Below are 12,472 nucleotides of genomic sequence, written 5' to 3' on the forward strand. Positions count from 1 at the left end.
TGGCTGCCATCATCCCTACCGATGCGGAACGCGGTCGCCTCCGCAGGGAAACATGGACCGAAATGACAGCAAGGACAGGGGTATTGGCGTGAGATTAGCGTGGTCGCGAGGGGTTGTGCCGAGGAAGGCGGGCACCGGCGCGGGTGCCGTTCCGGGCGGGCCGGGAGCGGCGCGTCGCTCGTCGGCGGCGAGGCGTTTCGCGGCGGTCGGTGCGGCCGCCGTGCTCCTCGGCCAGCTCCTCCTCGGCGGGCACCCCGCCGCGGCGCAGCCCCTCGCCCTGCCGGGAGCGGCGTTCCCCCTCGTCCTCGACGTCGACATGACGCCGAATCCGGTGTGCAGCGGACCCGTACACGGCCGGGTGGAGATCTACGACCCCGCCGCGGCGAAGGCCGGGGACACCGTGGAGTGGCGCGTACGCGCCGGTGGCAAGCAGCTGGCCGGCGGGCGCGTCACCATGGCCGCCACCGTCGGTACGGCGAAGTTCACCATCCCTTACGCCCAAGTGCCCGCAACCGAGACCGCGTTGCAGGTCGACGCCCGCATCGCCGCCTCGTCCGACGGGGAGGCGCCCGGCCACTACGGCAAGGTCTGGCGGGACACGATACGCCGGGGATGCCACCCGGTGCGGGTGGCATCCGTCGGTGACTCCGTGGTCTGGGGCCAGGGCCTGGACCACGACCAGAAGTTCCCCGATCTGACCGCCCAGTTGCTCGGCCGGGCGACCGGTCGGGGCTTTCAGCACCTGGACTACTCGATCTCCGGCGCGGTGCTCGACGCGCCCCATCTCCCCGCGGGCAACAAGGACGCGGACTGTCTGCGCACCACGGAGAAGCAGGACCCGGACGGCGACGGGGAGATGGAGTTCGGCGAGGTCACCCAGCAAATGCCGGATGTGTTCTGCCAGTTGGAAAAGGCGGGCGCGCAGGCGCGGGCGGGCGGCTACGGTCTCGATCTGGTCGTGATCAACGGGTGCATCAACGACCTCGATCCGTTCTTCGGCATCGGCGTCGGCATCACCCCAGGCTCCGAAGACCTGCCCAAGGCAGTGAAGCGCGAGTGCTCCGGCATCGGCGCGGCGGCCGAGAACCCGGCCAAGAACGTCCCCTACTTCAGCGGCGCCAAGGTCGGATACGGCGGACGCGGGATGCAGGCGGCGATCGAGAAGGCGCATTCCCTGCCGGGGCGGCCGAAGGTGATCGTGGCCGACTTCTACTACGCGCTCAGCCGCAGCAGCTCCCCGATCCCGGTCCGGACCTGCTCGACGCCGGGGGTCGACGGGGCGCGGCTGGCCTCCTGCAAGGCCGCCCTCGGCGGCGTGGCCGAGCGCTACGAGCAGTACACCCAGCTGGCCAATGCCGCCTACCACCAGGCCGCGACCGCCGCCAACAAGGCGTCCGCGGACGGTCCGTACGCGGTCGCCGCCGACGGGCTGTTCACCGTGGACAATGCCCTGCTCTCCCGGGATTCCAAGGTCTGGAACACCCCGGTGACCGACCCGGCGTTCCCGCTGCGCACGCGGGCCTGCCCCGAACTCAGCGCGACTCCGTTGCAGTGTCTGTCCGCGGCCGTCGGTCACCCCGACATCGAGGGCGCCCGGCAGTACGCCGACGCGTTCCTCCTCAACCCGAAGGTCCGCGACTGGTTCCGCCTCCCCCGGCAGGGACCCCGGGCGCAGCTGAACGTCCCGGAGCACGCGGGCGTCGGCAGTGCGGTGCGGATGTCGGTGACGGTCCACGGGAAGCCGCCCGCCGCCGGGTACCGCTACCACTGGTACTTCGGCGACGGGACGCAGCAGGAGACCGGCGAGGCGACCGTCACCCATGCCTACGACCGTAACGGTCCCTGGCTGCCACGGGTCGTGATGACCGGTCAGGACGGCGGCAAGTCCCTGGTCGAGGCCGCCCGCGGCCTCACCGCCGACTGACGCTTCGACGACCGGGGGGCGGCTCGCAGGCTCTTGGCCGCGGGCCGCCCCTCGGCATGTCCTGACCACTACGCCCAGCTCGGTGTCCAGGTCTCGGCGTCCGAGCGGTTGCGCCACCCGGAGCAGAGGTGGTCACGGAGCGCGGCGAGTGCCGGGTGGGTGTTGTCGCGGTGCCATACCAGCGAGTGCGGGTAGACCGGTGTGGGATCCCGCACGTCGATGCGCCGCAGGCCGTGGTCGGCGGGCCAGACGAGGCGGGTCTGCTCGCCGACGAAGGTGGCCAGTGAGCGGGAGTCGGCGATGGTGTCGAGCAGGGGCTCGGTGCCGAAGTCGGGGCCGGTGATCTCGATGGTGAGCGCGAACGCGGCGGCGAGGGCGTCGTAGTAGGCACCCCACTCGGTGCCGGGAACGAGGCCGGGCATCCAGATCCGGTGCCCGGAGAGGTCCGCGGGCGTCACCGCGCGGGCCGCGGCGAGCTCGTGGGCCGGTCCGGTGAGCAGCTGGATCGGCTCGTCGCGGACCCGGGTGGCCACGATGTCGTCGGGGAGCTGCCGACCGGGCATGGTGACGGCACGGAAGGACGCGTCGAGCGTGCCTGACCGGAGGGCGTTGACGGCCGCGTCGGCGTCGAAGAGGGTGACGACATCGAGCTCGATCTCGGGGTGCACGCGATGGAAGTCGCGCAGCAGGCCGGCCGGGGCGAGGCGTCGGCCGATCACGTCGACGCGCAGCGCGCGGCGGCCGGGACGGACCGAGGCGAGGGCCCGCTCCTCGGCCCGTAGGAGATCGCGGGCGTGGGGCAGGAACGCCTGTCCGTCGATGGTGAGCTTCGCACCCCGCGCGGTGCGGGTGAACAGCCGCACGCCGATGACCTTCTCCAGCGTGGCGACGCGTTTGGAGACGGCCTGCTGGGTGATCGACAGGTCGGTGGCGGCGTCCTGGAACCGTCCCGCGTCCGCGGCGGCCACGAAGGTGCGCACAGCATCGAGATCCATGCCGGGCAGAGTATCTGCACAACGCATGGTTGTGGTTTCCTGGCCGATCGGTTGTTTGAGCTCGGCGTCCGCCAACCGCTTTGATGCCGGTGGTCAGCTTGTGGTTGTTCGGATCGGCGTGAGGTGCGGCGGGTATGACACGTAGGCGGGGGCTGGGCAGGCAGTTCGGGTGGTTGTGGGCGGCGTTTGCGGTCAGCGCGTACGGCACCGGGTTCGGGTTCGGTGCGCTTCCCCTGATCGCGGTTTTGGTGCTGCACTCCGGGCCGGCCCAGGTGGCGGCGCTGGCCGCCGCGGGGCGCGCAGTGGGGGCCGCGGTGGCGGTGCCGCTCGGTCCGTGGGTGGAGTTCCGGCGAAAGCGGCCGGTGATGGTGGCGATGGATCTGATCCGGTTCGCGGCGCTGCTGAGCGTCCCCGCCGCGTTCGCGCTCGGCCGGCTCGGCTTCGCCCAGCTCCTCCTCGTCGCCGTGGCCACCGCCGCGGCCGACATCGCCTTCAAGGCGGCCAGCGGTGCGTATCTCAAGGCGCTCGTGCCGCGGCAGGACCTGCTGATCGCGAACAGCCGGTTCGAGTCGACGACCTGGACCGCGACGGTGGTCGGACCGCCGCTCGGCGGGGCGGCGACCGGGGTGTTCGGCCCGGTGACGACCGTGCTCGCCGATGCGGTCAGCTACCTGCTCTCGGCGCTGGGCATCCGCGCCATCGGCGGTACGGAACCGGTCCCGGCGCGGACCGGTGCGCCGCGGCTGCGAGCGGGCGATCTGCTCGCAGGATGGCGCCACATCCTCACCCATCCCACGCTGCGCCCGCTGTTCTTCAACTCGATCGTGGTCAACGGCCTGATCATGGCCACCGAGCCGCTGCTCGCCGTCCTCCTGCTGGGCCGCCTCGGGTTCACACCCTGGCAGTACGGTCTCGCGTTCGCGGCCCCGTGCGTCGGTGGTCTCATCGGCTCACGCCTCGCGCGGCCGCTCGTGGCGCGGTTCGGGCAGCACAGGGTGCTGCTCACCGCTGGGGCGCTGCGTGCATGCTGGTCCGTCGGATTGGCGTTCGTCGGGCCCGGTGTCCCCGGGATCGTCCTCATCATCGCCGTCCAACTCGGACTGGTCACCAGCTGCGGTCTGTTCGCCCCGGTGCTGGCCACCTACCGGCTCGATCACACCGGCCCCGACCGGGTCGCCCGCACCCTGTCCGCGTGGTCGGTCAGCAGCAGCGCCGCCATCGCGGCGCTGACCGCGATGTGGGGTCTGCTGGCCACCCTCACCAGCCCTCGCATCGCGATCGCCGCCGCCGGAGTCCTGCTCCTGGCCACCCCGCTGCTGCTCCCGCGCCGCGAGAACGCACTCCAGGACACAAGGGAACAGGCGGCGAGCCTCACCTGATCGGCGCCCGGCCGGTGGGCCCGCCGATCCTCCGCACCCGGGCCACCACACCCAAGTCGGCGTGAATTCAAGCCCGTTCGCGGCTGCGGGAAACGGAACCACCGTTCGCCTTGTCTTCACTTACCGGATGCGGCCGAGGCCACTTGGCTGATTCTAAGGTTGCGCCCGTGCCGCCCCTCGCACGCTCGCCCCTTCTGTCCGGAGGACAGCCATGACCGAAGTCAAGGCACCCAACCGCAGACGCCGTCGTTCCCTCACCGCACTGGCCGGGGGCATGGCCCTCGCCGTCACCTCGCTCGGGCTGTGGGCCGCCACCGGGTCCACCGCCTCCGCCGTCTCCCTTCCGACGCCCGACCACGTCGTGGTCGTGGTGATGGAGAACCACGCCTACTCCCAGGTGATCGGCAGCTCCAGCGCGCCGTACATCAACAACACCCTCAAGGCGGGTGGCGCCAACCTCACCCAGTCCTTCGCGCTCACCCACCCCAGCGAGCCGAACTACTACATGCTGTTCTCGGGCTCCAACCAGGGCCGCACCGACGACAGTTGCGTCCCCGTCCAGTCCCTCTCCGCGCCCAACCTCGGCTCCGAGCTGATCGGCGCCGGACAGACCTGGGGCAGCTACAACGAGGACCTGCCCAGCCAGGGTTCGACGGTCTGTAGCAGCGGCAACTACGCGCAGAAGCACAACCCCTGGTTCGGCTTCTCCAACGTGCCGCTGAGCACCGCCAAGACCATGGCGCAGTTCCCGACGGACTACAGCACCCTGCCGAAGGTCTCCTTCGTCGTGCCGAACCTGTGCAACGACATGCACGACTGCTCGGTCGCCACCGGCGACTCCTGGATCCAGAACCACCTGGGTGCCTACGCGACGTGGGCGCAGTCCCACAACAGCATCCTGGCCGTCACCTTCGACGAGGACAACAAGCAGTCGGGCAACCGCATTCCCACCGTCCTGTACGGAGCGCATGTCGCCCCCGGCAGCTCCAGCGGCACCACCTACAACCACTACAACGTGCTGCGCACCCTGGAAGACCTCGCGGGTCTGACCACGCATGCCGGCAATGCCGCCACCGCGTCCGACATCACCGGCATCTGGAACTGACGCCTGTGTACCTCGCGGACTCCCGTAGCACCACGTCACCCGCCGCCGCCCCGATCTCCCGCTCGGGGCGGCGGCCCGCCGTGCCCGCCACCGTCCTGTCCCTCGGTGCGGTCAGCCTGATCACCGACATCTCCTCGGAAATGGTCACCGCCGTCCTCCCGCTCTACGTGGTCACGGCTCTCGGCCTCTCGCCCCTCGGATTCGGGCTGCTGGACGGCATCAACAACGGTGTCGGCGCGCTGGTCCGGCTGGTCGGCGGCCACCTCGCGGACCGGGGCGGCCGGCGGCACAAGATGGTGGCAGGGCTCGGATACGGACTCTCCGCCCTGTGCAAACCGCTGTTCCTGTTCGTCCACACCCTCCCCGCGATCAGCGCCGTACTGGCCGCCGACCGCACGGGCAAGGGCCTTCGGACCGCGCCCCGGGACGCGATGATCTCGCTGGCCACGCGGCCCGAACACCGGGGCAGGGCGTTCGGCGTGCACCGTGCCATGGACACCACCGGCGCCCTGCTCGGCCCGCTGACGGCGTTCGCCGTGCTCCGGGCCACGGTCGACGGCTACGACGCGGTCTTCGCGGTCAGCGGCTGCATCGCCGCACTCGGGGTCCTCGTCCTGGTCCTCTTCGTCCCGCGCAGGATCACCGCCGATACGGCCCCGACGACCACACCCGCGGCCCCTTCCGCGACCGCCGCTCGGGGCGCCACCCCCGCCCCGACCGACCCCACCCTGCGCGACGCGCTCGCGCTGCTGCGCCGCCCCGGCCTGCGCCGCCTCACGCTCTGCGCCGCCCTGCTCGGGCTCACCACCGTCAGCGACGCGTTCCTCTATCTGCTCCTCCAACGCGAACTGCGCCTGCCCGCCCACCTCTTCCCGCTGCTGCCGCTCGGCACGGCCGCGGCCTTTCTGCTGCTCGCGGTCCCGATGGGCGCGCTCGCGGACCGTATGGGCCGTCTCCGGCTCTTCCTGGCAGGACACGGCGTCCTGCTGCTCGGTTACGGCCTGGTGCTCGCCCGCGTGCGCGTCGCCCCGGTGGCGGTCACCGTCGCCGTCCTCGTGCTGCACGGCGCGTTCTACGCGGCGACCGACGGGGTCCTCGCGGCCGCCACCTCCGAAGCCGTCCCGGCCGCGCATCAAGGGGCCGGACAAGCCCTGGTGGGCACCGGCCAGGCGCTGGCCCGGTTCGCCTGCTCGCTCGCCTTCGGCGCCGCCTGGAGTCTGTGGGGCGGGCGACCCGCCCTCGCCGTCACCGCCGTCGCGCTGACCGTCAGCGCGCTCGCCGCAACGGCCGTTCTCCGCAGGAACACCTACGACCGACGAGGTGCTGCATGACCCGAACCACCCGCGTCGTGATCCTGCTCGTCGCCGTACTTCTGCTGGGAACGGTCGGCGCCGCGGCGGTGTTGCGCGCCGCCGACCGGTCCGGCGAGCGCGAACAGGAACAGGCCGGTGGTCCGCCCGTCCACCCCGGCACCGTCTCGCTCCGGGCGGCCGCCACCGGCCGTCAGCTGCTCGTCCGCAACCTCGCCTGGGGCCCGCACCGCGACGAGATCGCCGGCGTGCCGGCCGACCGGCCCGACGGGCCACGCACCGTGTCCGGCGTCAAGTGCCTGCGCTTCCACGCGGCCGCCGGTACCGGCATCTGTCTTCAGGCCGTGCACCACACGTTGGACGACACCTATCGAGCCGTCGTACTCGACTCCCACCTGCGCGAACGGCACCAGTTCCCGGTCGCCGGCATCCCGACCCGCGCCCGGGTCTCGCCCTCCGGCCACCTGGTCGCCTGGACCGTGTTCGTCAGCGGGGACTCCTACGCCACGTCGACCCGCTTCTCCACCCGAACCGCCCTCGTCGACACCCGCACCTGGGCGATCGACGACAACCTGGAGTCCTTCGCCGTCACCAAGGACGGTCGGCCGTACCACGCCTCCGACATCAACATCTGGGGCGTCACCTTCGCCGACGACAACCGCTTCTACGCCACGCTGGCGACCGGCGGCCAGACCTACCTCGTGCAGGGCGATGTCGGCGCCCGCACCCTCACCACCCTGCACACCAACGTCGAATGCCCCTCGCTCTCCCCCGACGGCACCCGGATCGCGTACAAGAAGCGCGTCCGCGGAGCCTCACCGGATGCCCCGTGGCGGCTGTACGTACTCAATCTGCGCACCATGTCCGAGAACCCCACCGCCGAGCGGCGCAACATCGACGACCAGGCGCTCTGGGCCAATGGCTCCACCCTGGTCTACGCCCTCGCCGGCGACTACGGCTCGGATCTGTGGACCGTACCGGCCGACGGCAGCGGCAAGGCCCGGCGCCTGATGGTCTCGGCCCTGGCTCCGGCGTATCTGCCGTAATGCGCCTGCTCGGAGCGCATCCTGTGTGGTGAGCGTCGCGCCGAAGTTCCGTGCACGAGGAGGCCCGTCATGAACAACCGCGACTGCACGCCGCCGAATGAACCGGCTGAACCGGACGATCTGCGCCTCGGTATCCTCGGCTACGGCCTGCGGGGGTCGTTGGCCCGCACCGCCCACCGGCCCGGTGGCGGCGCGAGCGTCGTCGCCGTCGCCGACCCCTCCCCCACGGCCCGGGAGCACGCCACCCGGTCCTTCCCCCGCGCCCGTATCCATGCCGACCACCGCTCGCCGCTCGGCGACCCGGACATCGACGCGCTGCTGATCCTCACCCCCGATCACACCCACGCCGACCTCACCTGCCAGGCCCTGCGCGCGGGCACACCCGTCTTCGTGGAAAAGCCGCTGGCCATTTCCGTCGAGGGCTGCGACGAGATCCTGCGGACCGCGTACGAGACCGGAACCCGCCTCTACGTCGGGCACAACATGCGCCATATGCCGGTCATCCGACTGATGCGCGACCTGATCGCCCGCGGCGAGATCGGCGAGATCAGGACCGTCTGGGTGCGGCATTTCGTCGCGCACGGAGGCGACTACTACTTCAAGGACTGGCACGCCGAACGCCGTTACAGCAACGGCCTGTTGCTGCAGAAAGGTGCGCACGATCTGGATGTGCTGCACTGGCTGGCCGGCGGGTACACGACACAGGTGCAGGCGATGGGCGATCTGCTGGTGTACGGCGACCGCGGCCTACGACGCCCGCCCGGCGAGCCGCGGCCCGCCGACTGGCTGGAGCACGCCGCGCACTGGCCGCCGGGACGACAGCACGGCCTCAACCCCGATATCGACATCGAGGATGTCTCGCTGGTCAATATGCGCTTGGACAACGGGGTTCTGGCCGCCTACCAGCAGTGCCATTTCAGTCCGGACTACTGGCGCAACTACACCGTCATCGGCGACGCGGGGCGCCTGGAGAACTTCGGCGACGGGCCGGGCGGTGTGGTGCGGGTGTGGAACTCCCGGCAGTCCGGGTATCGCGCCGAAGCCGACCAGGTCCACGAGATCCCGCACGGCCTGGACAATGCGGGCCACGGCGGTGCCGACCCTCTTCTCGTCGACGAGTTCCTCCGGTTCGTACGCCAAGGAGGCCGCACCGACACGTCCCCGGTGGCCGCCCGCATGGCCGTCGCCGCCGGCGCCCGCGCCACCGACTCCCTGCGCAACGGCGGCACACCGCGCCGGGTGCCCGCCCTGGCAGAGGCTCTGATCGACTATTTCGAACGGGGTCAGATCGCAGCTGGGGACGCCGCGACGCGGGCTGCCGAGATCTGACCCACCGTCACCCATGTGACACCGATGGGGCCGCACCCTCCCGCAACGGGGACGGTGCGGCCCGCGGCGGCGGTCAGCCGTGGATGCGGTCCTGCTGGTCCGGTATCACCGAACCGTCGGGGCGGTGGATCGGCCCGAGCGTGCCGTCCGGGTGGACAGCGCCCTTGGTCGAGCAGGGGTACGGCGCGGCCTGGCGCTTCTTCGGGTCGATGAACATGGGGTTGATGAGCCAGCGGCCGTCGGCGTTGTCGTAGGCGCGGCACATGAGTTCGGTCTTGTTGCGGTTGATCGCCAGGTGGACGCCGGTGGCGTCGCCGACGAAGGTGACATCGGTCTCGGCGTCGCCCGCGGCGAGGGCCGCGCGGTGCGCCGGGTCCTGCTGCTGCCATGCCTTGGCGCCCTTGACGCCGTAGATCGCCTGGTTGATCCAGCAGCGCTTGCCGTCCATGTACGTCAGGACCTCGCCGTGGGTGTCCTTGACGTCGCCGCAGCCCTGGACGCCGTAGGTGAGGCGGCCGTGGCGGAGGGTGTTGCGGATACCGACGATGTGGTCGCGGTCGATGCCCACGCCGGGCGCCCAGGCCCGTACCACCGGTTCGGAGGACGCGGAGACGATGTAGACGTCGAAACCGGCCTTCTGGAGCGTGTGGATGAGGTCGCGCTGCTGGTCGTAGTAGCGGACGTACCCCTCCATGGTGTGCGTGCCGACCTTCTGCTCCGTACCGACCGGCGCGGCGAGGTTCTCCGCGCGCGCCTTACGGGCGATCTCGGTCAGCTGTGCCGGTGTGCGGCCGCCGAAGAGCTGGGTGATCCAGACGTACGAGGGCACCGTGCGACGGTGGTTCCACTCCCCCGCGAACGCCGTCTTGCCGTCGGAGGTCTTCTCGTCCTGGTAGATGTCGAGGATCTCGTCGGTGCAGCCGGTGTCGGTCGACGTCGGCAGCGGGCGGCCGGGGCGTACGGACGTGCCGCATGCCTTGGTCAGCGCGCGTGCGGCGTCGTCGGTGAGCCACTTGTTGGTGGCCTTCCAACTGGTGGGCTGGAGCACCTTGTCGTGCCGCAGCATGTACGCGAGCGTGGCGTCGGAGACGTCGTTCTTGACGACGGTGTTGTCCCAGTCGAAGGTCGCGACGGGCTTGGCACCACCGGATCCGGAACAGCTGCCGCGCTCGTCGATCATCTTCTGCAACGCGGCACGGTTGGCGCCGTACCAGCCCTTGGAGACATGCAGGGTAGGGCAGTTGCGCGGGACCGAATTGGCGGTGGCCGTCTGGGCCACCGCGACGCCGCCTCCCATCATTGTGAGGACGGCACCCGCTGCCAGCCAACGACGCTTGTTCCGCATAAAACGTACTCCTGTCGAACGAGGACTCGACTGCGGACGGTAACGCATGGCAGCCCGGCGTTGTACGCCGCCTGGCTGCACGGGGGTTACTCGAAGGTGAACAGCGAGCGGCGACGCGAACCCGTTCGTCTCGCGTGCCACGGCAATCGGAGGTCAACTGGAGAGAAGAGGGCGGTCACGCCGCCCGGTGACACCGGAACGGCGCCGACCGATCACAACGTCACGACATCAGGAGACGTCATGCCCGCGGGGTCGAGCAAGAAGCGTGAGCGTCAGTACGAGCACATCAAGGAAAGCGCCGAACAACGAGGCGAGTCCGCGCAGCGCGCCAAGGAGATCGCCGCCCGGACCGTGAACAAGGAACGCGCGCGCTCCGGCGAGTCGAGGACCGCCGGCAGGGTCTCCCTCCAGGACCCGAAGTCCGCCTCTCAGCGGGGCGGCGAGCGCTCCCACAGCGGGGCCCAGGGCCCGACCAAGGACCAGTTGTACGAGGAAGCCAAGAAGAAGCACATCGAAGGCCGCTCCCATATGAACAAGCAGGAGCTCCGCGACGCCCTCGGCCGCTGACCGCGGCCCCGGTGCGGCCGGGGTCCGTCCGGGTACGGCCGAGCCGGTCAGTCACCGTCGAGGGGATTTCTCCGCAGCTGCCGTACGAGCGTGGCGCGGTGCAGGTCGGCGACGGGGGCGAGGAGGTCCGGGTGCCTCAGGAGCGCCGCTGCCCGGCGATCGTGGTCGTCGGGCCGGGTCAGCCTGCCGAAGTCGAGCGGCAGTCCCGCCGCGTGCTCGCACCCGGTGAGCGCGGCCACCGCGGCATCGGCCAGATCGGGCGCGGTGAGCAGACAGGCGGCCCAGCTCGCCACGACCTCGTCGACCCAGCTCCGCCACGCCTCCTCGGCAGCCTCGGTGTCTCCGTCCTCCCCGGAGGCGGCCGCATCGGCCCCGGTGAGCCAGTCCAGCCGTCCGGAGCCGCCCGGACCGACGAGGGCGACCAGTCCCGCGTCGGCTTCCGTGGGGTACCGCAGCCATGCGGCGACGGTGGCCGCCTGCCGGGCCTGGGCCTGCGCCCGTGCCGCGTCGAAGGCACCACCGGTTACGGGGTAGGAGCGCAGGAGCCACTGCGTGGTCGAGGCTATGACCGAGGAGATGTCGGCAGTCGACGGCACGACGTCCTTCTTTCGCTGGCGCATGGTGGCCGCAGTGGAATGGGCCTTGCGGGGCCGATCAAGCTGCTCGATCGAGACCGCCCCGTGGAGCGCGGACGTCCGGAAGCCTAGGCGTATGCCTTTTCGGACGAAATGACGCAGATCACTCCTCTGCGTACGGATCGGGTGAAAACACCGCGCCAACCGAGCCCTCGGTACGTCCCGTCCGTTAGCCGCCTCCGGACACGGGAATCGCTGGATGCGCGCGCCCGCCGCACCGTTCTCGGGCGCCCGAACGCACCACTTCCGGGCTTCGCCCTTCAGGAGGCACCATGGCGCACGGCGGCGACATCATCGAGGAGCTGACGTCGGACCACCGCGAGGCCGAGGAGGTCTTCCGGCAGATCACGGTGCTCCCCAGCGGACACCGGGACCGCAAGCGCCTGATCGATCACCTCACGATCCAGCTGGTGCGGCACGCGGTCGCCGAGGAGCAGTACCTCTACCCGACGGTGCGCGAGCGCCTGCCGCAGGGTGCCGCCCTGGCCGACAAGGAGATCCGCGATCACTCGACAGTGGAAAAGCTCCTCAAGAGGCTCGAAGCGTGCGCGGCCGATGATCCGCAGCTCGACCAGTTGCTCATGGACGTGAAAGAGGCGGTCACCAGCCACGTGGACGACGAGGAGAACCACCTCTTCCCACAGGTGCGCCGGGCCTGCTCACCGGAGGAACTGGCCAAGCTCGGCGACAAGGTCCGCATGGCCAAAAAGGCCGCGCCGACCCGCCCCCACCCGGCCGCGCCGACCGCCCCTCCGGCCAACAAACTCCTGGCACCGGGGCTCGGCCTCGTCGACCGGGCGCGGGACTACGTCAGCGGGCGCGGCAGGTCCTGAGACG

General features: G+C 70.8%; 11 protein-coding genes. 8 read left to right on the forward strand and 3 right to left on the reverse strand.

Annotated features, from left to right (window positions below; all coding sequences use genetic code 11):
• Positions 1-115 precede the first annotated feature (115 nt).
• On the forward strand, positions 116-1,924 hold the full coding sequence (locus B1H19_RS05940; RefSeq protein ID WP_237289154.1) for a PKD domain-containing protein: 1,809 nt from the start codon (positions 116-118) through the stop codon (positions 1,922-1,924).
• A gap of 68 nt (positions 1,925-1,992) precedes the next feature.
• Here the strand turns inward: B1H19_RS05940 and B1H19_RS05945 are convergent, their stop codons facing one another.
• Positions 1,993-2,919 carry a LysR family transcriptional regulator gene (locus B1H19_RS05945; protein ID WP_083103562.1) on the reverse strand — a complete coding sequence of 309 codons (927 nt, stop codon included), beginning with the start codon at positions 2,917-2,919 and terminating at the stop codon, positions 1,993-1,995.
• Between the two features lie 134 nt (positions 2,920-3,053).
• On the opposite strand from B1H19_RS05945, the gene B1H19_RS05950 reads away from it, so the two are divergent.
• The 5 genes from B1H19_RS05950 to B1H19_RS05970 all read left to right on the forward strand — a co-directional run bounded on the left by B1H19_RS05950 (position 3,054) and on the right by B1H19_RS05970 (position 9,088).
• On the forward strand, positions 3,054-4,298 hold the full coding sequence (locus B1H19_RS05950; RefSeq protein WP_083103563.1) for an MFS transporter: 1,245 nt from the start codon (positions 3,054-3,056) through the stop codon (positions 4,296-4,298).
• A gap of 211 nt (positions 4,299-4,509) precedes the next feature.
• Entirely contained in the window at positions 4,510-5,403 is an 894-nt protein-coding gene (locus tag B1H19_RS05955) for an alkaline phosphatase family protein (protein WP_083103564.1), read from the forward strand.
• 5 nt (positions 5,404-5,408) lie between these two features.
• The gene (locus B1H19_RS05960) at positions 5,409-6,734 is read left to right on the forward strand and encodes an MFS transporter (protein ID WP_083103565.1); all 1,326 of its coding nucleotides are present in this window, start codon (positions 5,409-5,411) and stop codon (positions 6,732-6,734) included.
• Positions 6,731-7,759, forward strand: a complete 1,029-nt coding sequence (locus B1H19_RS05965; RefSeq protein WP_083103566.1) for a TolB-like translocation protein — start codon at positions 6,731-6,733, stop codon at positions 7,757-7,759. The genes B1H19_RS05960 and B1H19_RS05965 overlap by 4 nt, the downstream gene beginning before the upstream one ends.
• 69 nt (positions 7,760-7,828) lie before the next feature.
• Entirely contained in the window at positions 7,829-9,088 is a 1,260-nt protein-coding gene (locus tag B1H19_RS05970) for a Gfo/Idh/MocA family protein (RefSeq protein ID WP_083103567.1), read from the forward strand.
• Between the two features lie 73 nt (positions 9,089-9,161).
• Here the strand turns inward: B1H19_RS05970 and B1H19_RS05975 are convergent, their stop codons facing one another.
• Positions 9,162-10,433 (reverse strand): HAD family hydrolase, encoded by a 1,272-nt coding sequence (locus B1H19_RS05975; protein WP_083103568.1) that lies wholly within the window; start codon positions 10,431-10,433, stop codon positions 9,162-9,164.
• A gap of 240 nt (positions 10,434-10,673) precedes the next feature.
• Between B1H19_RS05975 and B1H19_RS05980 the strand changes: the two genes are divergently transcribed.
• The gene (locus tag B1H19_RS05980) at positions 10,674-11,000 is read left to right on the forward strand and encodes a plasmid stabilization protein (RefSeq protein ID WP_083103569.1); all 327 of its coding nucleotides are present in this window, start codon (positions 10,674-10,676) and stop codon (positions 10,998-11,000) included.
• Positions 11,001-11,047: 47 nt separating this feature from the next.
• Here the strand turns inward: B1H19_RS05980 and B1H19_RS05985 are convergent, their stop codons facing one another.
• Complete coding sequence (locus tag B1H19_RS05985) at positions 11,048-11,596, reverse strand: hypothetical protein (RefSeq protein WP_237289155.1); 549 nt, start codon at positions 11,594-11,596, stop codon at positions 11,048-11,050.
• 311 nt (positions 11,597-11,907) lie between these two features.
• Between B1H19_RS05985 and B1H19_RS05990 the strand changes: the two genes are divergently transcribed.
• Complete coding sequence (locus B1H19_RS05990; RefSeq protein WP_083103571.1) at positions 11,908-12,468, forward strand: hemerythrin domain-containing protein; 561 nt, start codon at positions 11,908-11,910, stop codon at positions 12,466-12,468.
• Positions 12,469-12,472 lie beyond the last annotated feature (4 nt).

Origin of the sequence: Streptomyces gilvosporeus (genome assembly GCF_002082195.1) — a bacterium.
In the GTDB taxonomy this organism is placed as follows: Bacteria; Actinomycetota; Actinomycetes; order Streptomycetales; family Streptomycetaceae; genus Streptomyces; species Streptomyces gilvosporeus.

Coding starts and splice junctions, on each gene's coding strand:
- B1H19_RS05945 (WP_083103562.1), bottom strand. CDS start 2,919: ATGGATCTCGATGCTGTGCGCACCTTCGTGGCCGCCGCGGACGCGGGA.
- B1H19_RS05950 (WP_083103563.1), top strand. CDS start 3,054: ATGACACGTAGGCGGGGGCTGGGCAGGCAGTTCGGGTGGTTGTGGGCG.
- B1H19_RS05955 (WP_083103564.1), top strand. CDS start 4,510: ATGACCGAAGTCAAGGCACCCAACCGCAGACGCCGTCGTTCCCTCACC.
- B1H19_RS05965 (WP_083103566.1), top strand. CDS start 6,731: ATGACCCGAACCACCCGCGTCGTGATCCTGCTCGTCGCCGTACTTCTG.
- B1H19_RS05970 (WP_083103567.1), top strand. CDS start 7,829: ATGAACAACCGCGACTGCACGCCGCCGAATGAACCGGCTGAACCGGAC.
- B1H19_RS05975 (WP_083103568.1), bottom strand. CDS start 10,433: ATGCGGAACAAGCGTCGTTGGCTGGCAGCGGGTGCCGTCCTCACAATG.
- B1H19_RS05980 (WP_083103569.1), top strand. CDS start 10,674: ATGCCCGCGGGGTCGAGCAAGAAGCGTGAGCGTCAGTACGAGCACATC.
- B1H19_RS05990 (WP_083103571.1), top strand. CDS start 11,908: ATGGCGCACGGCGGCGACATCATCGAGGAGCTGACGTCGGACCACCGC.